At 42.7% G+C, this 22,508-nt stretch carries 21 protein-coding genes; 14 read left to right on the plus strand and 7 right to left on the minus strand.

What is annotated here, in order from left to right; genetic code table 11:
- Positions 1-33: 33 nt before the first annotated feature.
- A complete protein-coding gene (locus E0409_RS02185; protein ID WP_131287144.1) occupies positions 34-1,407 on the minus strand; it encodes an MFS transporter in 1,374 nt (457 codons plus the stop codon).
- 337 nt (positions 1,408-1,744) lie between these two features.
- Positions 1,745-2,659: a LysR family transcriptional regulator gene (locus tag E0409_RS02190; protein ID WP_131287146.1), complete on the minus strand. Its 915-nt coding sequence runs from the start codon at positions 2,657-2,659 to the stop codon at positions 1,745-1,747.
- Between the two features lie 115 nt (positions 2,660-2,774).
- Here E0409_RS02190 and E0409_RS02195 point away from each other — a divergent pair, with 115 nt between their 5' ends.
- The 13 genes from E0409_RS02195 to E0409_RS02255 all read left to right on the plus strand — a co-directional run bounded on the left by E0409_RS02195 (position 2,775) and on the right by E0409_RS02255 (position 14,878).
- A complete protein-coding gene (locus E0409_RS02195) occupies positions 2,775-3,884 on the plus strand; it encodes a muconate/chloromuconate family cycloisomerase (protein ID WP_131287148.1) in 1,110 nt (369 codons plus the stop codon).
- 15 nt (positions 3,885-3,899) lie between these two features.
- Positions 3,900-4,190, plus strand: coding sequence for a muconolactone Delta-isomerase (gene catC, locus E0409_RS02200; RefSeq protein ID WP_067722604.1), 291 nt, complete (start codon positions 3,900-3,902; stop codon positions 4,188-4,190).
- Positions 4,191-4,341: 151 nt separating this feature from the next.
- Positions 4,342-5,262, plus strand: coding sequence for a catechol 1,2-dioxygenase (catA, locus tag E0409_RS02205; protein ID WP_131287150.1), 921 nt, complete (start codon positions 4,342-4,344; stop codon positions 5,260-5,262).
- An 81-nt stretch (positions 5,263-5,343) separates the two neighbouring features.
- Positions 5,344-6,729, plus strand: a complete 1,386-nt coding sequence (gene benA / locus E0409_RS02210) for a benzoate 1,2-dioxygenase large subunit (RefSeq protein WP_074944446.1) — start codon at positions 5,344-5,346, stop codon at positions 6,727-6,729.
- The gene (gene benB, locus E0409_RS02215) at positions 6,726-7,217 is read left to right on the plus strand and encodes a benzoate 1,2-dioxygenase small subunit (protein ID WP_086193257.1); all 492 of its coding nucleotides are present in this window, start codon (positions 6,726-6,728) and stop codon (positions 7,215-7,217) included. Before benA ends, benB begins: the two co-directional genes overlap by 4 nt.
- 89 nt (positions 7,218-7,306) lie before the next feature.
- Complete coding sequence (gene benC / locus E0409_RS02220) at positions 7,307-8,323, plus strand: benzoate 1,2-dioxygenase electron transfer component BenC (RefSeq protein ID WP_131287152.1); 1,017 nt, start codon at positions 7,307-7,309, stop codon at positions 8,321-8,323.
- Positions 8,324-8,350: 27 nt separating this feature from the next.
- Positions 8,351-9,136 carry a benzoate diol dehydrogenase BenD gene (gene benD, locus E0409_RS02225; protein ID WP_131287154.1) on the plus strand — a complete coding sequence of 262 codons (786 nt, stop codon included), beginning with the start codon at positions 8,351-8,353 and terminating at the stop codon, positions 9,134-9,136.
- A 60-nt stretch (positions 9,137-9,196) separates the two neighbouring features.
- Positions 9,197-10,417: a benzoate/H(+) symporter BenE gene (benE, locus tag E0409_RS02230; RefSeq protein WP_131287156.1), complete on the plus strand. Its 1,221-nt coding sequence runs from the start codon at positions 9,197-9,199 to the stop codon at positions 10,415-10,417.
- 27 nt (positions 10,418-10,444) lie between these two features.
- On the plus strand, positions 10,445-11,116 hold the full coding sequence (locus E0409_RS02235) for a 3-oxoacid CoA-transferase subunit A (protein WP_131287158.1): 672 nt from the start codon (positions 10,445-10,447) through the stop codon (positions 11,114-11,116).
- A 21-nt stretch (positions 11,117-11,137) separates the two neighbouring features.
- Complete coding sequence (locus E0409_RS02240; protein WP_131287160.1) at positions 11,138-11,794, plus strand: 3-oxoacid CoA-transferase subunit B; 657 nt, start codon at positions 11,138-11,140, stop codon at positions 11,792-11,794.
- 134 nt (positions 11,795-11,928) lie between these two features.
- Complete coding sequence (gene pcaF, locus E0409_RS02245; RefSeq protein WP_131287162.1) at positions 11,929-13,134, plus strand: 3-oxoadipyl-CoA thiolase; 1,206 nt, start codon at positions 11,929-11,931, stop codon at positions 13,132-13,134.
- Between the two features lie 101 nt (positions 13,135-13,235).
- Entirely contained in the window at positions 13,236-14,015 is a 780-nt protein-coding gene (gene pcaD / locus E0409_RS02250) for a 3-oxoadipate enol-lactonase (RefSeq protein ID WP_131287164.1), read from the plus strand.
- Between the two features lie 146 nt (positions 14,016-14,161).
- A complete protein-coding gene (locus E0409_RS02255; protein WP_131287166.1) occupies positions 14,162-14,878 on the plus strand; it encodes an SIR2 family NAD-dependent protein deacylase in 717 nt (238 codons plus the stop codon).
- Positions 14,879-15,048: 170 nt separating this feature from the next.
- On the opposite strand, the gene E0409_RS02260 is transcribed toward E0409_RS02255, so the two are convergent.
- The 4 genes from E0409_RS02260 to E0409_RS02275 form a co-directional block, all read right to left on the minus strand.
- Entirely contained in the window at positions 15,049-15,387 is a 339-nt protein-coding gene (locus E0409_RS02260) for a hypothetical protein (RefSeq protein ID WP_131287168.1), read from the minus strand.
- A gap of 203 nt (positions 15,388-15,590) precedes the next feature.
- Complete coding sequence (gene scpC, locus E0409_RS02265; protein WP_171458774.1) at positions 15,591-17,090, minus strand: succinyl-CoA:acetate CoA-transferase ScpC; 1,500 nt, start codon at positions 17,088-17,090, stop codon at positions 15,591-15,593.
- Positions 17,091-17,209: 119 nt separating this feature from the next.
- Positions 17,210-18,379 carry a thiolase family protein gene (locus tag E0409_RS02270; protein ID WP_131287170.1) on the minus strand — a complete coding sequence of 390 codons (1,170 nt, stop codon included), beginning with the start codon at positions 18,377-18,379 and terminating at the stop codon, positions 17,210-17,212.
- 103 nt (positions 18,380-18,482) lie between these two features.
- On the minus strand, positions 18,483-20,264 hold the full coding sequence (locus E0409_RS02275; RefSeq protein WP_131287172.1) for an acyl-CoA dehydrogenase C-terminal domain-containing protein: 1,782 nt from the start codon (positions 20,262-20,264) through the stop codon (positions 18,483-18,485).
- 638 nt (positions 20,265-20,902) lie between these two features.
- Here E0409_RS02275 and E0409_RS02280 point away from each other — a divergent pair.
- Complete coding sequence (locus E0409_RS02280; RefSeq protein ID WP_131287174.1) at positions 20,903-21,511, plus strand: TetR/AcrR family transcriptional regulator; 609 nt, start codon at positions 20,903-20,905, stop codon at positions 21,509-21,511.
- Positions 21,512-21,542: 31 nt separating this feature from the next.
- Here the strand turns inward: E0409_RS02280 and E0409_RS02285 are convergent, their stop codons facing one another.
- Entirely contained in the window at positions 21,543-22,478 is a 936-nt protein-coding gene (locus E0409_RS02285) for a LysR family transcriptional regulator (RefSeq protein ID WP_131287176.1), read from the minus strand.
- Positions 22,479-22,508 lie beyond the last annotated feature (30 nt).

Genomic DNA, 22,508 nt, shown 5'->3' on the forward strand with positions numbered 1-22,508 from the left:
TAGACTATGGTCTTTATTGAAAATGATAAGAGATTATTGGGTTGCTTTTTGCGTAATTGGTTTAGCTTTAACTTCATGTGCTGCAAGGGATTGACCATCGACAGACGCTTTTAAATTAACCAGATAAATAGCCACGGCAGCAATAATTCCAGGAATAGCGATGGCTAAAAAATTTATTTGATGAGGTAATTCAAAAGTAAGCAAGGTGCCAGTTAAGACAGGTCCAACAATGGCACCAATTCGTCCAATTCCTGATGCCCAGCCCATACCTGTTGAGCGAACTGCAGTTGGGTAAAATTGTGCAACAAAGGTATAAAGCAGAATTTGTGAGCCGATGGTTGCTGCGCCAGCAATGGCGATCAGAACATATAGCACCGCTTGTGGGCTGTTAAAACCAAGCAAGATTAAGGCAATCGCACCCACAGTAAACATAATGCTCAGTACCGGTTTTAAATGGAATTTATCTGCAAGCACTCCACCACCAATTGCGCCGATCATGCCGCCAATATTCAGGGCAAACAGGAACATTAAACTTGCACCCAATGAATAACCGGCCTGAATCATCAGTTTTGGCAACCAGCTGCCTAATGCATAAACCATAAGCAAGCACATAAAGAAGGCTGCCCAAAACATTAAGGTACTGAACATACGGCCTTGCTGAAATAATGCGCGTAATGGAGCATCATCGCCAGCAGTCGGTTCATTCAGAACAAAAGTCGTTTGTGGACCAATCTCTTGTTCTGGTGCAATTTTTTTCACAATTACACGAGTCTTTTCTGTTTCACCCTTTTTGGTCAAAAACATCAGGGATTCTGGGAGATATTTCCAGATAACCGGCAAAAGTAATAAAGGCATACCGGCAAGAAGGAACATGATTTTCCAGCCAAACTGCGGTACCAACCATGCACCCAATAATGCAGACGACATTCCACCAATCGCATAACCACTGAACATCAGGGCAACAAGCGTGCTGCGGATACGTTTTGGTGCATATTCGGTCATGAGGGCAACCACGTTTGGCATGACTCCGCCAATTCCCAAACCCGCTAAGAAGCGAAGAATACCGAACTCAGTAGGGTTACTAGCAAAAGAACCTAAAAAGGTAAAACCACTGAAAAGTGCAACACAGATCATAATGGTTTTTTTACGGCCAATTTTATCGGATAGGGTTCCGAAACTCATGGCACCGAACATCATGCCGAATAATGCGGTACTAGCCAGTAAACCCGCCTGTACTGTATTGAGTGCCCATTCCTGCATTAACAATGGTAGAGCCACTCCATAAATCACCAGGTCATAACCGTCGAAAATAATAATCATTAAACACCAAATCAGGACTCCCCAATGAAAACGGGTAAATTTGGCTTCATCCACTAAAGTGTTTATGTTCAGTTTGTTGGTATTCACTGTGCGCTCCTGCATATGAATCTTTAGATTTGTGGCAACAATGCAGCAAAGTGTTTTTTTTGTCCAAAACCGATTACATATATATTCATACCTTAAAAGTTAGAGGAATGAGATTAAAAACAAAAACAATACTTTATAGATATATAAAAACTAGATTCTGCAGGTTGTGACATTTTATTTTCTCTATTGAGCTTTATTTTTCTGAAAAAAAATATGCCTACTGATCAAATATAGACAATTTGATCAGTAGGCATATTTCAAAAATCACGGTCTGATTTGCGAATGACAAGGCTAAAAATTAAGGCTAGAAACTGTAGCGAGATGAGACTTTGGTCTGTTAAATCACGGCACGATCATAAACAATCGCTTCAAGGTCATAAACCTGATAAATACAATCAAATAATGAGCGGATATCTTCACTTTCATCCATGCTGCGTATCGCCAGAAAAATAGGACTGACCGCAGCATCATCGAGTAAAGGAATATAGTGCAAATGCGATAACTGAATGGTTCTAGCACTTTCAGGAACAATGCAAATCCCTTCACCTGCGGCAACCAGCCCCAAAGCCAGCTGAATTTCGCGAACCTCTTTTAAGCTTTTTGGATCGAGACTGTATTCTGAAAAAAGCGATCGGACTTGCGTAGAAAAGTTAGGTTTAGGGTGACTTGGATATAAGAACAGGTTCTCATCCACAATATCGGTCAGAAAGACGCCTTTCTTTTGTGAGGCAAGTGGATGGCTGGCATGCACAGCGACCATTAAAGGCTCTTCACGTAAAAGGATTCGTCTAACTGCAGGATCCGAAATTCGTAGTCGACCAAAGCCTACATCAATCCGCCCTTCCTTGAGCGCCTGAATTTGATCTTTGGTGCTCATTTCAATCAGTTCAATTTTTAAATGGGGTTGTTGTTGACGAAATAAATACACTATTTTCGGTAATAAACCATAAAGTAGAGAACCGACAAAACCCAAAGTTACAGTTTTTTCGACCATTCCCACACGCTGGGTCATAGCCTTGATTTCTTCGGCATTAGACAAAAGTTTAACAGCGTGTTGATAGAAGAACTGACCCGCTTCAGTGGTCAGTAATGGTCGACTTCCACGCTCAAAAAGCTGTATACCCAGCTCAGCTTCAAGGTTTTGTATCTGACGGCTTAAAGGAGGCTGAGCAATAAACAGTTTTTCAGCCGCTTTGGTGAAACTTTGTTCTTCCACCACAGCAACAAAGTATCGTAAATGTCTTAGTTCCATAATTAACCATACCTTTAAAGCATAATAAAATGCAAAATTGATCTTAGACAGCAAATGTTTATTCTTTTAAGGTATACCACATGAGATAGACAAAGCAAGATTGGGAAGCTTAAAGATGTACAAATCCATAGAAACGTTGCTTGTTGAAATTCCAACCATCCGTCCGCACAAGATGGCTGTGGCAACCATGCAAACCCAAACATTAGTGTTGGTAAAAGTCACCACTGAAGATGGTTTCATCGGTTGGGGCGAAGCGACCACGATTGGTGGATTGGGATATGGCGATGAAAGTCCGGAAAGCGTTAAAACCAATATTGAAACATATTTTGCACCATTACTGAAATCACTTTCAGGTCTGAATGTCGCTCAAACGATTAAAACCCTTAAACGCAATATCAACGGTAACCGTTTTGCTAAATGTGCCATTCAAACTGCACTACTTGATATTCAGGCACAACGCTTAGGTTTGCCGTTAAGCGAAATCCTCGGTGGCCGTCTGCGTGATAGCGTGCCGGTACTCTGGGTACTTGCTTCAGGTGATACTGAGAAAGACATTGCCGAAGCGAAAAAAATGATTGAGCTGAAACGTCATAACGTATTCAAACTCAAAATCGGTTCACGTCCTGTAGAAGACGATGTTGCCCATGTTTTAGCAATCAAGAAAGCTTTGGGTTCAGACATCTCGATTCGTGTCGATGTCAATCGTGCCTGGTCAGAACTTGAAGCGGTTAAAGGCATTCAGTTATTGCAAGATGGTGGTGTCGACCTGATTGAACAACCATGTGCAATTGAAAATCTGGATGCAATGCAGCGTTTAACCCGTCGCTTTGATATTGCGATTATGGCGGATGAATCATTATACGGTCCGCAGAGTGCTTATCAGATTGCCCGTAACAACGGTGCATCAGTATTTGCAGTAAAAATTGCCCAGTCAGGTGGTCTGATTGAAGGCTGTGAAGTTGGGAAAATTGCCAAACTTGCAGGCATTGATCTGTACGGTGGCACCATGCTTGAAGGACCAGTCGGTACGATTGCTTCAGCGCATGTATTCTCAACTTTCGAAAGCCTGGCTTATGGCACAGAGTTATTTGGTCCACTACTGCTGACTGAAGAAATTTTAAAAACACCGCTTCAATATCAAAACTATGAGTTGGTTTTACCAACTGTGCCTGGTTTAGGTATCGAACTGGATTTAGACAAAATTGACAACTTACGTCGTCAGTAATTGAAGGAGTTAGACATGCTTTTCCAAGTACGCATGGATGTAAATATTCCGCTAGATATGCCAACTGAACAAGCCAACCAAATTAAAGCGGTTGAAAAAGCTTATTCACATGATTTACAGCGTCAAGGTAAATGGCGTCATATCTGGCGCATTACGGGTCAGTACTCAAACATCAGTATCTTTGATGTCGAGAGCAACGAAGAACTACACAATATTTTACAAGGTCTTCCTCTATATCCGTATATGAATATTGAAGTGATGCCATTAAACCGCCATCCTTCTTCTATTCATGAAGACGACCGCTAAGTTTTAAACATGCCAGATGGCGAACTTCTTCTCCATCTGTGCAAAAAACAGCATTCAAAGGGTAATTAAACAAGGACTGTGGCAGCCAGTGATCTCAAAACAAACACTGAGAAACTAGCCACCCAAAACCATACTTCCAAGGAGTAACAAAATGGATCGTCAAACGATTGAAAATGTAGTTAAAGCTTGTAACGTGGACACTTCTGAAGGTCCAGTAAATGCACGCGTACAACAAGTACTGGTACGTTTAGTTACAGATTTATTCCAAGCGATTGAAGACTTAGATTTAAGCCAATCAGAAGTTTGGAAAGGTATTGAAACTATTATCGACATTGCAAAAGCAGATGAGTTTGCATTGATGGGTTCTGCAGTAGGTCTTGAACATTTCCTTGACTTACGTGCTGATGAAGCAGATGTAAAAGCAGGTTTAACTGGTGGTACGCCACGTACGATCGAAGGTCCACTTTATGTTGCAGGTGCACCTGAATCAACTGGTTTTGCACGTATGGATGATGGTTCTGAAGAAGGCAAAATCCCGACGCTTATCATCGACGGTACAGTAACGGATACTGATGGCAACATCATTCCGGGTGCTAAAGTTGAAGTATGGCATGCAAACAGCCACGGCAACTATTCATTCTTTGATAAGTCACAAAGCCACTTTAACCTACGTCGCTCAATCTTGACAGACGAAAAAGGTCAATACACTGCGCTTACTACTATGCCTGTAGGTTATGGCTTAAACCCTGAAGGTCCACTTCAAGGCGTATTAAACCAGATCTCTCGTCATGGTCAACGCCCTGCTCACGTGCACTATTTCATCTCTGCACCGGGCTTCCGTAAATTAACGACTCAGTTCAACATCGAAGGCGACAAATACCTTTGGGATGACTTCGCATTCGGTACACGTGAAGGTTTGGTTGCAGAAGCTGTTGATGTTACTGATGAAGCTGAAATCGCGCGTCGTGGCTTGAAAGGTCCTTTCAAACACATTCAATTCAACGTCGTTCTTCAACACGATAAAGAAGGTGCACCTTCTACTGAAGTTGAACGTCGCCGCGCAAGCGCTTAATAAGCTCATGATAAGGAACCGAGATGTCAATTTAATGACATTTCGGGGACTTACCCAAATTTGGAAAGTCGGAGAACGGACATGCCACGTATTCCTGTAATTAACACCAGCCATCTCGATCGCATTGATGAATTACTTGTTGAAAACTATGAAACAGGTGAATTCAAGCTTCATCGTTCAGTATTCACAGATCAAGCCTTATTCGATTTAGAGATGAAATATATCTTTGAAGGCAATTGGGTTTACCTGGCACATGAAAGCCAAATTCCGAATAATAACGATTTCTATACCACTTATATTGGCCGTCAACCAATCATCATTGCACGTAACCGTGCAGGTGAATTGAATGCAATGATTAATGCCTGTTCACACCGTGGCGCACAATTGTGTCGCAACAAGAAAGGCAATAAAGCGACCTATACTTGCCCATTCCACGGTTGGACATTTAACAACTCGGGTAAATTGTTAAAAGTTAAAGATCCTTCTGATGCAGGCTATTCAGACTGCTTTAACAAAGATGGTTCTCACGATCTTAAGAAAGTGGCCCGTTTTGAAAGCTATAAAGGTTTCTTGTTTGGTAGCTTAAACCCAGATGTTCCACCGCTAGAAGAATACCTTGGCGAAGCGACTAAAATCATGGACATGATTGTAGGTCAGTCTGATCAAGGTCTTGAAGTTTTACGTGGTGCTTCTACCTACACTTATGAAGGTAACTGGAAGTTAACTGCTGAAAACGGTGCCGATGGTTACCACGTGTCTGCAGTACACTGGAACTATGCTGCAACAACTCAGCAACGTAAAGAAAAAGAAGCCGGTGACAACATTCGTGCCATGAGTGCGGGTTCTTGGGGTAAACAAGGCGGTGGTTCTTACGGTTTCGACAATGGTCACATGTTGCTTTGGACTCAATGGGCGAACCCTGAAGACCGTCCAAACTTCGCTAAAGCAGAGGAATATACCGAGAAATTCGGTGCTGCAATGGCGAAATGGATGATCGAGCGTTCTCGTAACCTGTGTATTTATCCAAACGTATATTTCATGGATCAGTTCGGTTCACAAATTCGTGTACTTCGCCCGTTATCTCCAAGCAAAACTGAAGTGACCATTTACTGTATCGCCCCTGTTGGTGAAGACAAAGAAGCGCGTTCACGCCGTATTCGTCAGTATGAAGACTTCTTTAATGCTTCAGGTATGGCAACTCCAGATGACTTGGAAGAATTCCGTGCATGTCAAGCTGGTTATGCCGGTATTGCGCTTGAATGGAATGATATGAGCCGTGGTGCAAAACACTGGATTCAAGGTCCAGATGATGCAGCCAATGAAATTGGTTTGAAACCAAAACTTTCAGGAATTAAAACTGAAGACGAAGGTTTGTATCTTGCTCAGCATGAACACTGGTTACATCTGATGAAAGACGCGATTACTTCTGAAAAAGAACTTGCTGCAACTGAAGGAGAAAACGCATGAGCGCGATTACTTTAGAAAAAATTGCTCAATTCCTCTACAAAGAAGCCCGTTTTCTGGATGATGAACAATGGGATGACTGGTTACAGTGCTATGCCCCATCAGCAGAATTCTGGATGCCATCTTGGGATGATGATGACAAACTGACTACAGATCCTCAGTCTGAAATCTCTTTGATTTATTACCCTGACCGTCAAGGTTTAGAAGACCGCGTGTTCCGTATCAAGACTGAACGTTCTTCTGCAACCATGCCGGATACCCGTACCAGTCACAACATTTGCAATATTGAAATTGTTGAGCAAAACGGTGATCAAGTCACTGTGCGTTTTAACTGGAATACGTTGAGTTTCCGTTATAAAACCAATTATAGCTACTTCGGTATGTCACGTTATGTGATTGATTGCTCAAGCGAGCAGTTCAAAATCTTGAACAAATACGTGGTTCTCAAAAATGATTACATCAATCAAGTGATTGATGTGTATCACCTCTAAGACTGCTCCCACAGACGAAAAAACCTTTCAGCCAGATGGAAAATTGGCTGAAAGGTCCAGATTTAAAGATTTATATAGGATATTCAGCCATGTCAAACCACAATGTTGCACTTCAATTTGAAGATGGCGTTACACGTTTTATTTCTGTTTCAGACGGAGAAACCCTGTCAGACGCAGCTTACCGTCAAAAGATCAATATTCCTTTGGACTGCCGTGACGGTGCATGTGGAACGTGCCGTGCGTTTTGTGAATCAGGTTCATATGACATGCCTGAAGAAACTTATATTGAAGATGCATTAACTCCTGAAGAAGCAGCTGAAGGCTACATCCTAGCTTGTCAGTGTAAACCGACTTCAGACGCAGTATTCCAAATTCAAGCTTCATCAGAAGTTTGTAAAACTGAAATTCATGAATTCCAGGGTACTTTGGCGCGTGTAGAAAATTTATCTGACTCGACCATCACCTTTGACATCCAGTTAGACGAAGGTCAGCCGGATATTCATTTCCTTGCTGGTCAATATGTCAATGTGGGTATTCCAGGAACTACTGAAACCCGTTCTTATTCTTTCAGCTCTAAACCGGGTAACCGTTTAACCAGTTTTGTGGTACGTAACGTACCAAACGGCAAAATGAGCGAGTTTTTAAGTGCTAATGCCAAAGCTGGTGACAAAATGACCTTCGCGGGTCCATTTGGCAGTTTCTACCTACGTCCAGTGACTCGTCCTGTGTTAATGCTTGCTGGTGGTACGGGTATTGCACCATTTATGTCAATGCTGCAAGTGCTTGAAGAAAAAGGTTCAGAACATCCAGTACGTTTAGTTTTTGGTGTAACCAATGACTTTGACTTGGTGGCCATTGAAAAACTGAATGAACTGCAAGAGAAATTCCCGTGGTTCGAATACCGCACAGTGATTGCTAACCCAGAATCTGCACATGAGCGTAAAGGTTATGTGACAAGTCATATTGAAAATGACTGGTTAAATGCAGGCGATGTTGATATTTATCTATGTGGCCCTGTAATGATGGTAGAAGCCGTGCGTGGCTGGTTAGAGGCTGAAGGCGTTAAACCTGCAAGCTTCTTATTTGAAAAATTCTCTGCAAACTAAGTTTAAGAGACTGAGCCGGAGAATAAAATGAATCGTGCAAAAAGATTTGAAAATAAAGTTGTGATCGTAACCGGTGCCGCTCAAGGCATCGGTCGCGGTGTCGCGCTGCAAGTTGCCAGCGAAGGCGCACAAGTCGTTATGGCTGACCTCTCCCCATATGTGGAAGAAGTGCTGGCTGAAATTGAAGCCACTGGTGGCGATGCGATTACCGTCAAAGCCAATCTGGAAACTTTTGCCGGTGCCCAGTCAGTCGTTGAAAAAGCATTGGACACTTATGGCCGTGTTGACGCATTGATCAACAACGTGGGTGGTGCAATCTGGATGAAACCTTTCGAAGAATTTTCTGAAGAGGAAATTATCAAGGAAGTGAATCGTTCATTGTTCCCGACCCTGTGGTGTTGCCGCGCAGTGTTACCTGAAATGATTAAAAATCAAAAAGGTACGATTGTAAACGTTTCATCTATTGCAACACGTGGTATCAACCGTGTGCCTTACTCTGCTTCTAAAGGTGGCGTAAATGGTTTAACGGCTGCCCTCGCATTTGAACATGCCAAAGATGGTATTCGTGTCAATGCGGTGGCAACTGGTGGTACAGAAGCGCCACCACGTAAAGTGCCACGCAATGCCAATCCTCTGACCGAGTCAGAAAAAGAATGGATGCAGCAAGTTGTGGATCAAACCATTGACCGTACTTTCTTGGGACGCTATGGCACCATTCAAGAACAGGTGAATGCCATTGTATTCCTTGCTTCAGATGAATCTTCATATATGACAGGAACTGTGGTTCCTGTAGGTGGTGGTGATCAGGGTTAAACCTGATCTCATCAAAATTCAACAGGATCATTGAAATCTAAGCATGGAGGCAATAGCGCAATGACAACCCTGTTACAAACATTAAAAGATGATTGGTCCATTTCAGCCACTGTCGCAGGATTTTTGGCAGTGCTGATTTCCTATTCAGGTCCACTCATCATTTTTTTCCAGGCTGCCCAAAAAGCGCAAGTCTCCAGTGCCATGATGATTTCGTGGATTTGGGGAATTTCAATTGGTGCAGCGGTTGCCGGTATTTTTCTTTCGATTAAATACAAAGTTCCCGTGATTACCGCATGGTCTGCACCGGGAACGGCATTATTGGTGACCCTGTTCCCCAATATTTCATTGAATGAAGCCATTGCCGCATACATCACTTCTGCTGTGGTGATTTTTTTGATTGGAATTACCGGTTATTTTGACAAATTATTGAAATGGATTCCCCAAGATGTCGCAGCTGGCATGATGGCCGGAATCCTTTTTCAGTTTGGTCTAGGGCTTTTTACTGCAACTGACACCATGCCGATGATTGTTTTTGGCATGCTGATGGTGTTTCTCGTTGCAAAGCGTTTAGTGCCACGCTATGCCATGGTTTGGGTGCTCGTTTCAGGTGTGGTTCTGAGTCTGGTTTTAGGCAAGATGAATCCGGTGGATGTCAATTTCACTCTCGCCATTCCGCAATTTATCGCCCCTGAATGGACCTGGAATTCAACCCTGAATTTGGCCATTCCCCTGATTCTGGTCAGTCTTTCCGGTCAGTTTTTACCGGGTATGGCCATCATGAAACTCAGTGGTTATGACACTCCGGCTAAACCGATTATCACGATAACCAGTATTGCATCCTTAGCAGTCGCTTGTGTCGGTGGGATTACCATCGTTCTGGCTTCTATCACTGCTGCTTTATGTATGGGTAAAGATGCACATGAACTGAAAGACAAACGTTATATCGCCGGAATCGCCAACGGTATTTTTTACATTTTAGGCGGTTTATTTGCCGGCAGTATTGTCATGTTGTTCAGCTTACTGCCTAAAGAGCTTGTCGCTGCATTAGCAGGTCTTGCTTTACTGGGTGCGATTGCAACCAATATTTCTGTCGCGATGAAAAATGAATCTCATCGAGATGCAGCTCTCATCACTTTTTTAGCCACTGCCTCTGGCATGCATTTTTTAGGGCTCAGTTCCGTATTTTGGGGTATTTGTATCGGTATCATTGCGCATTTAGTTTTAAATAAACGTGAACCGAATAGCACTGCTCTCCCTTCAACTCAAAGCTCTAAAAGTTAATGGGCAAATGATTGTCTAGGAAACATTATGATTGATAAAAGCTCCGCTTCACTGACTGAAGCACTTTCCCAAATTAAAGATGGTGCAACCATCATGATTGGTGGTTTCGGTACGGCTGGACAACCGGCTGAACTGATTGATGGCTTGATTGAACTGGGTGTTAAAGACCTGATCATCGTCAACAACAATGCCGGTAATGGTGATTACGGTTTGGCTAAACTGTTAAAAACCGGTGCGGTACGCAAAATCATCTGCTCTTTCCCTCGTCAGTCAGATTCCTATGTGTTCGATGAAATCTATCGTGCCGGCAAGATTGAACTGGAACTGGTACCGCAAGGCAACCTGGCCTGCCGTATTCAGGCTGCAGGTATGGGCTTAGGTCCAATCTATACCCCAACCGGTTTTGGTACTTTGCTGGCTGAAGGCAAACCGACCCTGAGCTATGAAGGCAAAGACTTTGTGCTGGAAAACCCGATCAAGGCTGACTTTGCCTTGATCAAGGCGCATAAAGGCGACCGCTGGGGCAATCTGGTGTACCGTAAATCGGCACGTAACTTTGGCCCGATTATGGCCATGGCAGCCGATGTCACCATTGCCCAGGTTTCTGAAGTGGTTGAACTGGGTGCACTGGATCCAGAGCACATCATCACCCCAGGGATTTTTGTTCAACACGTGGTTGCAGTAAAACCTGCACAGTAATTGGCATTGGAGTATTAAAAGATGAGTTATACCAAATTAAGCCGTGACCAGATTGCTGAACGTGTGGCACAAGACATTCCTGATGGTGCTTATGTGAACCTCGGGATTGGCTTGCCGACCAAGATTTCCAGCTACCTGCCTTCAGACAAAGACGTGTTTTTACATTCTGAAAATGGTTTATTGGCTTTCGGTCCTCCTCCTGCTGAAGAAGACCGTGATCCAGAGTTAATTAATGCCGGTAAAGAATTTGTCACCTTGCTTGAAGGCGGTTCATTCTTCCATCACGGTGATTCCTTCGCCATGATGCGTGGCGGTCACCTGGATATTGCTGTGCTTGGTGCATTCCAGGTCGCTGAAAATGGTGACCTGGCCAACTGGCATACCGGTGCACCGGATGCCATCCCAGCGGTGGGCGGTGCGATGGACTTGGCTGTTGGTGCAAAAAAAGTCTTTATCACTACAGACCACGTGACTAAAAAAGGCGAGCCAAAAATCGTCGCTGAGTTGTCTTACCCTGCGACTGGCTTGAAATGTGTCGACCGCATTTACACCGACCTCTGCGTGATTGATGTCACCCCTGAAGGCATGAAAGTGATTGAGAAAGTTGAAGGTCTATCATTTGAAGAATTGCAGTCATTGACCGGTGCCAAACTGATTGATGCGACTCAATCCAATTAAGGGGAAGTCCCTCCTTTATTAAAGGAGGGATTTAGGGAGGATTTGAGGAATAAAACTACTTCATTAAATCCCTCCCGACCTCCCTTTAAAAAAGGGAGGAGTTTTCTTCTTTTAAATATGTGAGCAAATACACAATGAAAAATGCATATATCGTAGATGCCATCCGTACCCCATTCGGCCGTTATGCCGGTGGTCTGGCTCCTGTTCATGCCGATGACCTGGGTGCACTTCCAATCAAAGCCTTGATGGAACGCAATCCATCAGTGAACTGGGAACTGGTTGATGATGTGATTTATGGCTGTGCCAATCAGGCCGGTGAAGATAACCGTAACGTCGGTCGCATGTCATCTCTGCTTGCAGGTCTGCCTTATCAAGTGCCTGCAACGACGGTCAACCGTTTATGTGGTTCATCGCTGGATGCTTTAGCAATCGCTGCACGTGCCATTAAAGCTGGTGAAGCCAATCTGATTATTGCCGGCGGTGTGGAATCCATGAGCCGTGCACCCTTGGTGATGGGTAAATCGGAAACTGCCTTTGGTCGTAGTCAAAAACTTGAAGACACCACCATGGGCTGGCGTTTTATCAATCCAAAACTGAAAGAGATGTATGGTGTCGAAACCATGCCGCAAACGGCTGAAAATGTGGCCGCACAGTTCAACATTAGCCGTGCAGACCAAGACCAGTTCGCTTTCTCAAGTCAGCAGCGCACGGCAGCAGCACAAGCAAAAGGTTTCTTTGCCAACGAAATCGTGCCTGTGGTGATTCCACAACGTAAAGGCGAGCCCGTTGTAGTGGATACCGATGAACATCCACGTGCTTCGACCACCCTTGAAGCCCTCACCAAGCTAAAACCGGTAGTGAAAGCCGAAGGTACGGTAACGGCAGGTAATGCTTCCGGGATCAACGATGGTGCAGCAGCCCTGCTGATTGCTTCGGATGATGCTGTAGCACAGTATGGTTTAAAACCACGGGCCAAAATTATTGGCGCAACGGTGGTGGGCGTTGAACCTCGCATCATGGGCTTTGGTCCTGCACCTGCGATTAAAAAGTTGTTGAAACAAACCGGTTTGACTTTAGAGCAGATGGATGTGATTGAGCTGAATGAAGCCTTTTCTGCTCAAGCCTTGGCGGTAACCCGTGACCTAGGTTTGGAAGATGGCTCAACCAAAGTCAACCCGAATGGTGGCGCGATTGCATTGGGTCACCCTCTCGGTGCATCGGGTGCACGTCTGGTGACGACTGCTTTAAATCAGCTGGAACAAACGGGTGGCAAGTATGGCCTTTGTTCAATGTGTATTGGTGTCGGTCAAGGTATCGCTTTGATTATTGAACGCGTTTAAAAATAGAATCCTTCAAAAACCCTTCCTGTGCTTTTTTTATAGCAATATTTAAATTTTGTACAAGAAGGATTGAAGAAGGATAAGTAATAAAAGGAATATCTATGCCAACTTTTAGCTCGAATGGTGCTGAAATCAATTACCAAACCTTTGGTAATGTGACTAAACCTGCGATCATTTTTTCAAATTCGCTTGGGACGAATTATGCAATGTGGCAACCTCAAATTGATCATTTTAAAGATGATTTTTTTGTGATTTGTTATGACACACGCGGTCATGGTGCATCATCAGCTCCACAAGGCCCCTATACCCTTGAGCAATTGGGTCAAGACGTAGTGAACTTGCTTGACCATCTTAATATTGAAAAAGCTGTTTTTTGCGGTATTTCAATGGGTGGCTTAACGGGTCAATGGCTTGCCGTTCACAAGGCCAAACGTTTTAACCAAATCATTGTCTGCAATACTGCAGCGAAAATTGGTCAAGAACAAGCGTGGAATGAGCGCGCAGCACTGGTGCGTGAGCAAGGTTTACAGCCGATCGCTTCAACTGCAGCCGGGCGCTGGTTTACGGATAAATTTATTCAAAGCAATGCAGCAGAAGTTGAGAAGTTGCAAAACAGCTTGGCAGCTGGTAGCGCCGAAGGTTATGCAAGTTGCTGTGAAGCTTTAGCAAAAGCAGATTTACGTCAACAGTTAGAAGAAATTCGTGTACCGGTACTGGTTATTGCAGGTCAAAAAGATCCAGTGACTACAGTTTCAGACGGTCAATATATGGTAAATCATATTAAAAATAGCGCATTATTTGAAATTAATGCCTCGCATATTTCAAATATTGAATGTCCAAACGAGTTCAATCAGGCTGTTCAGCAGTTTATTGCTCAATAGAAAAATAACACAATTAGCCCTCACAAATTTGTGGGGGCTTTTTTTATAGCGGCTCAAAAGTAAAATTGCAGTGCTCTATAAAACCTATCAAAACCTGAATAATTTATGATACGTTTATTTAAATCAAAGACAAAGAACTTAAAAAAATGCCAAAAATCGTGATCTTTTCAGGTGCAGGAATGAGTGCAGAAAGTGGAATCAATACATTTCGTGATCATGATGGGCTCTGGGAAAACCACAAGATTGAAGAAGTTGCCACGCCCGAAGCATGGCAAAGAAATCCGCAACTGGTGCAACGCTTTTATAATGCACGACGCAAAAATGTCTTGGAAGCACAGCCAAATTTAGCACATCAACTCATTGCCAAAATTCAAGACTTTGCAGAGTGTTATGTGATTACCCAAAATATAGATGACTTACATGAACGCGCTGGAAACCAGCATGTTTTACATTTACATGGCAATATTCGCTTGGCCAAAACCTCTGCGCCTGGTGCCCAGTATTCTGAGACTTTCTATCCGATTCAAGGTTGGGAATTAAACTTGGAACGAGATAAATGTCCGCAAGGCTATCCGCTGCGTCCGCATGTGGTCTGGTTTGGCGAGGCAGTTCCGGCTTATGAACACGCCATGCAACTGGTTCAAGATGCCGAAATTTTTATTGTGATCGGCTCCAGTTTAGTGGTTTACCCCGTTGCCGGACTGATCCATGAAATACCTGAAAGCTGTGAAGCCTATTATATCGACCCTAAAGCCGATCACCTTCGAGTACCGCAGCAGTATCATTTGATTCCCCAAACAGCAACTCAAGGCATGCAAATCCTGTTTACCCAGCTTGAAGAAAGATTTTCCAATAAAAACTAAAATAAGGAAATTTTGTCCTTCAATCTTTGCTCCGATTGAGACGAGATATCATTCAGGTCATTCAACTCAACAAAAGATTTGGCAGCATTATTCAATTTTATCAGTTAAAAAAGATGTCATGAACAATACCCTTTCATGACATCTTTTGTATTAAGACATTGCAGCAATGATTATTTTACTTTTTTATAGATTGAGCCTGAACCCACCAGATTTCCGGTTTTTTCGTCAATCGCAAAATCAACCACACCGGCACCTGCATTCACCTCAAGTAAACCATTCTTGCTGACTGAGGCAGGAACAGGATTTTTCTTTTCAGTTTTACCGGTTGCTTTGTCTTTTAAAGTATTGGTAATGAAATAATTGTCACCATTTTTGCTAATCACGAGTGAATTTTCAAGTTTTGGATTTTCTAGGGTATTTTTCCAAGTGCCCTGATAATCCGGTGCTTTGGCACAAGCAGTTAACAGAAGTAATAACGTGATTCCTGAAAAATATTGAATATATTTCAAAATTTTGACCCTGAGTATTGCAAAGTGGCCATTATAGAAAGAACAATCTTTCGGTTAATCGGGTTCTTGTTGGCAAAGCGTTTCAGCAGTATTGCATCTGTTTTGCTTTCGTCATTTTTTGAAATTTATATCCACATTTCATTCATAAAAATTAAAAAACCCATCATTTGATGGGTTCTCTCATGTTCTAGCTAGATGTGATCTTATGCAGTTTTTTGCATGCTACCTGTTTCTTCAAATTGTGCATGCCAAGACAAAGCTTCTTGCAAAATATGCGGCGTGTGTCCGCCCTTTGCACAAGCACGGTCAAAATAGTCGTTTAATGCATCACGATAGCTTGGATGCGCACAGCAATCAATAATCTTGCGTGCACGTTCACGCGGTGCCAAACCACGCAAATCTGCCAGACCTTGCTCTGTCACCAATACATCAATGTCATGTTCAGTATGATCGGTATGACTGACCATTGGAACCACTGATGAAATTGCACCGCCCTTGGCAATCGACTTGGTCACAAAAATCGCCAGATGTGCATGACGGGTAAAGTCACCTGAACCGCCAATCCCATTCATCATTTTGGTGCCGCTGACATGGGTCGAATTTACGTTGCCGTAGATATCAAACTCAAGTGCCGTGTTAATCGCAATGATCCCTAAACGGCGGATGATTTCAGGATTATTGGAAATTTCTTGCGGACGTAGCACAATCTTGTCTTTGTATTGTTCAAAATTGCTCATGACACGCTTGGCACAAGCGTCAGAAAGCGTCATTGAACAACCTGAAGCAAAGGTCATTTTGCCAGAATCAATCAATTCGAAAGTACAGTCCTGCAAGACTTCCGAGTACATTTCCAGATGATGGAAGTTTGAATGCTCAAAGCCCGAAAAGACTGCATTGGCAATTGAACCCACACCTGACTGCAATGGACCCAGATTTTCCGGCAAGCGCCCTGCTGCCACTTCATCCTCAAAGAACTGAATCAGGTGTTTGGCAATAGACAAGGTATTGCTATCGGGTTCATCCATATTGAAGGATGTATCTGGAATATCATTCAGTACAATCGCGGAAATCTTTTCAGGACTGACCTGAATTCCAATCGTACCAATACGATCGCCGGCGTGAATCAAGGGAATCGGTGCACGGTTTGGACGGGCTTTGGGCACATAAATATCATGCACGCCTTCAAGCACAGGATTGATTGTATTATCAATTTCGATAATGACATGATCAGCCATTTCAATAAAGTTAGCCGAATTACCGCATGAACCTGTTGGAATAATCTGGCCATCTTCAGTAATGGCAGTTGCTGCAATGACAGCCACATTAATACGCGGTAAATTATGATGACGAATGTTATCTGCCATTTCAGACAGATGCTGATCGATATACATCACTTCACCGGCGTTTATGGCTTTACGCAAGCCAGGATCAGCTTGATAGGGATAACGGCGCCCAATGGCATGGGCTTCATTTAAACGGCCATCAATTTGATTGCCTAAACTTGCACCGGTTGCCAGGGTGATTTTTAAAGGATGTTGCTGAGCATAATCAGCCAAAGCCAAAGGCACTGTTTTGGCTTCACCGGCCCCACCAAAACCACTTAAACCCACTACAGCACCGTCTTGAATCAATTCAATCGCTTGTTGAGCAGACATTATTTTGTCGCGAAGGGAGACTAAGCGAATGCGTTCTAAACCATTCATAATAAAAATCTCAAAAATAAACATATTTGTTGCCACTGTCCCAGCGGGCCGAAAGAGTGGCTTTTATTGCTTATCGAATTTCAAATTTGTTACTTATAGATTTACTTGATAAAAACTTTTTAAATGAGTTCAATGGCAACGGCTGTTGCTTCACCACCGCCGATACATAAACTGGCAATCCCTTTTTTGCCACCGGTACGTTGAAGTGTATGGATTAGCGTGACAATAATACGTGAACCCGATGAACCCAGTGGATGTCCGAGTGCACACGCACCACCGTTCACATTGACCTTGGCTTCGTCTAAATTGAAAGCATCCATAGCGGCCATGGTCACCATCGCGAAGGCTTCATTAATTTCCCAAAGATCAACTTCTGCAGCAGTCCAGCCAGTTTGCTTCAAGACTTTCTCGATTGCACCTACGGGGGCAATACTAAATTCAGAAGGATGCTGGGAATGGCTGGCATAGGCGAGAACTTTAGCAACGGGTTCAAGTCCACGTTCAGCTACAATTTTTTCCGAAGTGATCACCAATGCAGATGCGCCATCGCTGATTGAGCTGGAGTTTGCCGCTGTAATGGTGCCATCTTTTTTAAACGCTGGACGTAAAGTCGGAATTTTATCTGCTTTGGCATTCAGGGGTTGCTCATCTTGCTCAACCACCACATCGCCTTTACGGCTAGATACGGTTACAGGCGCAATTTCAGCCTTGAAATAACCATTATTAATTGCAGTCACGGCTTTATTTAAAGAGCTGATCGCAAAAGCATCTTGTTGCTCGCGGGTATAGCCTTTTTTATCTGCCATTTCTTGTGCAAGGATGCCCATGGAAAGACCGGTTTCTGCATCTTCCAGACCTTCCTGGAACATGTGGTCTGTGGTTTTCCCATGTCCCATACGGTAACCGCTACGTGCTTTTTCCAGTAAATATGGCGCATTACTCATCGATTCCATACCACCGGCAACCACAATTTGTGCAGAACCGGCTTTAACTGCATCGGCAGCTTGCATCACCGCTTTCATACCCGAACCACAAATTTTATTGATGGTGGTCGCACCGGTAGAATCCGGTAAGCCTGCCTGGCGCATGGCTTGACGTGCCGGACCTTGCTTTAAACCCGCAGGTAAAACACAGCCAAAAATCACTTCATCAATATCTGTAGGCTGTAAGCCTGAACGTGCAACCGCTTCTTTAATGGCCACTGCGCCTAAATCGGGTGCGGTACATGCAGAAAGTGCGCCCTGAAAACCACCCATCGCTGTACGTACACCATTCACAATAACAATCATTTTTTCCATCCTAATTTATAAATTTTGTTGTTTGATATGAGCAGAAGACCCTGCCCATCTCATTTCCTTCTATGTAAATCGAGGTTAAACCCAAGTGCTGAGCTTAAGATTGAGCAGTAAAGTAATCTTCTGGCAACTGCATCATCAAGTTTGAACCGGCTTTAATTTGGGTAATATGTGCAGTTAAGCCGGGTAACACTTTCTCTGCAAAGTACTGTGCCAAAATAAGTTTGTTTTGATAAAAGGCTTCTGTTTTAACCTGAGCTGCTTGCGAAATTTTCGCAAACATATAGCTGAAGCTAAGCAAACCCACTGCATGCAAGTAATCTACCGCAACACCATTGGCAAAATCAGCTGCGCCTTTCGCCTGCTCCAAAATGAACTGGGTAATCGCTTCCACTTCATTACACGCATTTAAAGTCGCGGCTTTAATCGCCAGTGAATCATCCAGTGTAGCGACAAATTCACGAATTTCAGTGATATATTCAGCCATATTCGCACCATTGTTGCGAATGGTTTTACGACCAATTAAATCCTGCGCCTGCACACCGTTGGTGCCTTCATAAATTTGTGAGATCCGTAGGTCACGAACGCACTGTTCCATGCCCCATTCACGGATATAACCATGACCACCAAATACCATTTGTGAATCGAGTACAGCATTTAATGCGGTATCGGTTAAATAGGCTTTAGCAATTGGGGTTAATAACGCCACACGGTCATTGGCTTTTTTAACCGCTTCGGCATCATTCGAAAATTTGGTGATATCCAGTTGCTGACCGACATACACCGCAAATGCACGCGATGCTTCATTGTTAGCACGACCATTCAGCAACATACGACGCACATCACCATGTACCAGAATTGAATCGGCAGGTTTCTCTGGCGATTTCACCCCTGTTGCACTGCGGCCTTGTAAACGGTCTGTCGCATATTGCGCCGCATTTTGATAGGCAAACTCAGATGCGCCTAAACCTTGAATACCCATAGACAGACGTTCATAGTTCATCATCACAAACATGGCCGCCAGACCTTCATTTTCTTTCCCTACAAGGAAGCCTTTCGCAGCATCAAAGTTCAACACACACGTTGCAGAACCTTTAATCCCCATCTTGTGTTCAATCGAACCGGCACCCATGCTATTACGTTCGCCCAATGAACCATCTTCATTAACCATAAATTTCGGCACGATGAATAATGAAATACCGCGTGAACCTGCAGGTGCATCCGGTGTTTTAGCCAGTACCAGGTGAATAATGTTTTCAGATAGGTCATGCTCACCACTGGTAATGAAAATTTTGGTTCCGCTAATGTCATAAGAACCATCTTCATTGCGTTCAGCTTTGGTTTTAATAATGCCTAAATCGGTCCCTGCATGCGGTTCAGTTAGACACATGGTACCTGACCATTCACCTGTGTAAATTTTAGGTAAATAGGTTTGTTTCTGTTCTTGAGAAGCATAGTTGTTCAGTGCCATACCTGCGCCCACAGAAAGTAACGGGTAAAGCATAAACGATGGATTGGTCGCCCAAATCATCTCATCGGCGAGTACCGTCAGCATTTTCGGCATGCCTTGGCCGCCCCATTCTTCTTCAGCACCCAGACCAATCCAGCCGCCTTCTGCATATTGTTTAAATGCTTCTTTAAAACCTTTAGGCGTGGTCACAACACCATTGCTAAATTGAGCACCGCCTTCTTCATCACTTGAGCGGTTTAAATCCAGAATCATATTTTTAGAAAATTTTGCCATTTCTTCTAAAATGGCATTGGCCGTTGCCATGTCAATGTGGGCTAAGTCGTCATTGCCTTGCCAAAAATCTTCAGCCTTAAATACGTCATTTAAAATAAAATCCATGTCTTTAAGAGGTGCGTTATAAATAGGCATATTGCTTTCCTTGGGTGAAGACTTCACATTGAATACTGAAGTACTTTTTTAAGTTGTAAGAACCTAAACTGAAAATAACGAGCTTTATTTCAACCCATATATATTTAAATAAAATTTAGGCGTTCAAACCGGTTCTCAATATCCATCAGGAGAAATGGCATTGAGCTAAAACTGAGTTTGAAGGACAGTCCCATCAAGGTTTAAGAGTTAAAATGTGTTCATCATCTGATGTTCACTCGAATGTTTGCTGAATAAAACATCTTTTCTGTAATTTACTTTGAATTGAACGATTCATCCTAAAACCTAATCTTTAAATCTACGGTTGAAATACTGTTTGATCAGCACATTATTCTGTTTGCGTTAAATCGGTGATTTCACGTTTCAGCGCAAAAAGACAATAAAATAATTATGGATCAATTGGAATTTTATTGGCGATTATTGACCTCTCAGGTTCTCATTTATTGACTTTTAATTTTCGCTATGCAATTGAGAGCTATGAAATTCAGAATAGGGTTAAATATAAATATCTATTTTAAATATTAATTTTCACCCATACCCGACAATGGTGGAATGGTCATCACGATTTTATGGGTATATGTTGAAGGCGCTTTTTTTAATGTCTGCTTGGGACGATTGCAATGAATACAGTACGCCAACAAAATTTTCTATTACGTAAAGAGAAAATTTTAGCCATGGCAGAAACGCTGTTGCTGGATAACAATCAGGATATTACGCTTGGAGAGTTAGCCTCTGAACTGGATATTGCCAAAGGTACAATTTATAAGCATTTTAAAAGCAAGAATCAGCTGTATTTAGAATTGATTATCTTGAATGAAAAAAGACTGTTAGAAATTTCAAAGAAATATAAAAATAATATTAAAACCTATGTCTCCCAGTACATGCTTTACAACATGTTAAATTCCAACCGCACGATTTTATTACATGTGATTGAAGACCGGCTAACCAATAATGAAAGAAAATTAAAAGAATTATTTGAAGAATTATATCAAGTCCGTGAAGAACGGATTATTGAAATTAAAGACATGACCGATGAATATTTAAAATCATTAGATAGCGCCATGTCGATTCGCGATTATTTATCTTATATCTGGACGGTGACCTATGGTGCCTCGTTATTACTCAATTCCACCCATTATCAAAAATCCATTGGTTCACGTGAACGCTTAATCAAGCTTTATATTAATCAGGCGCTCATGACCCCGGATAAAATTTCTTCGGTGGATTAATAATAATCCATGATTGAGCTGGTGGTTCTGATTAGTGCTGAATGATTCCATGAGCTGAACAATCGAGTTCATTCATTTGGCTAAATAATTCATGGCACATCTGACGCAACCATTGATGGCTGGTTTTGTGATGACAAGACATATGCCAATATTGTTTAACCGCATAGGTGGGAAAGGTAATCGGTGCTTCAAAAATTTGTAAATTCCCGCGTGATAATAAGACCTCACTTAAATAATAAGGCACCGTCGCAATTGCATCGGTTTCCTGAACCACCAGCCCGACCCCTAAATAGCTCGGTAAACGCATCAAGATATTACGTTTTAATTCTAAATTTAACAGCTCATTTTCAATATGGTAATGCCCCATGCCGGCATCAATATCAATATGCTGTTCACTAATATATTGTTCCGTGCTTAAACGGTTTCCACTCAGCCTTGGATGATCCTTGGATGCAATCACCACATAATATTGCTCAAATAATTTTTGCTGATAAAAACCATTTTCCAGATTCGGTAAAAAACCAATGGCTAAATCAATTTCCCCATTGGCCATTTGGTAACTGGTTTCAGAAGTAATCGCACGCACATTTAAGCGAATATGGGAGGCATGTTGTTTTAAATACTGGGAAATTTTAGGTAATAATACCAAATGCGACACATCGGTCATGGCAATGGTGAATTTCTGCTGTGAGGTCGACTGATCAAAATTAATGGTGAAATTATTGATGATCTCGACCTTACTCAGCGCCTCACTCACCAAGGGGAAAAGCTGTTTAGACAGTTCGGTCGGCACCATCTCGTTGCCAATTCTTAAAAAAAGCGGATCGTTATAATGCTGGCGGATTTTATTCAGGATATTACTGACCGTCGGCTGGCTCATCGCCAGATATTCAGCTGCAACTGAAACACTTTTATATTTATAGATATAAAGAAAAACACTGAGTAATTTACAGTCAAGTTCAAACACGAATCAAAATCCCTGATCTTCTATTTTTAA

The organism is Acinetobacter sp. ANC 4862 (assembly GCF_004336635.1).
Taxonomy (GTDB): domain Bacteria; phylum Pseudomonadota; class Gammaproteobacteria; order Pseudomonadales; family Moraxellaceae; genus Acinetobacter.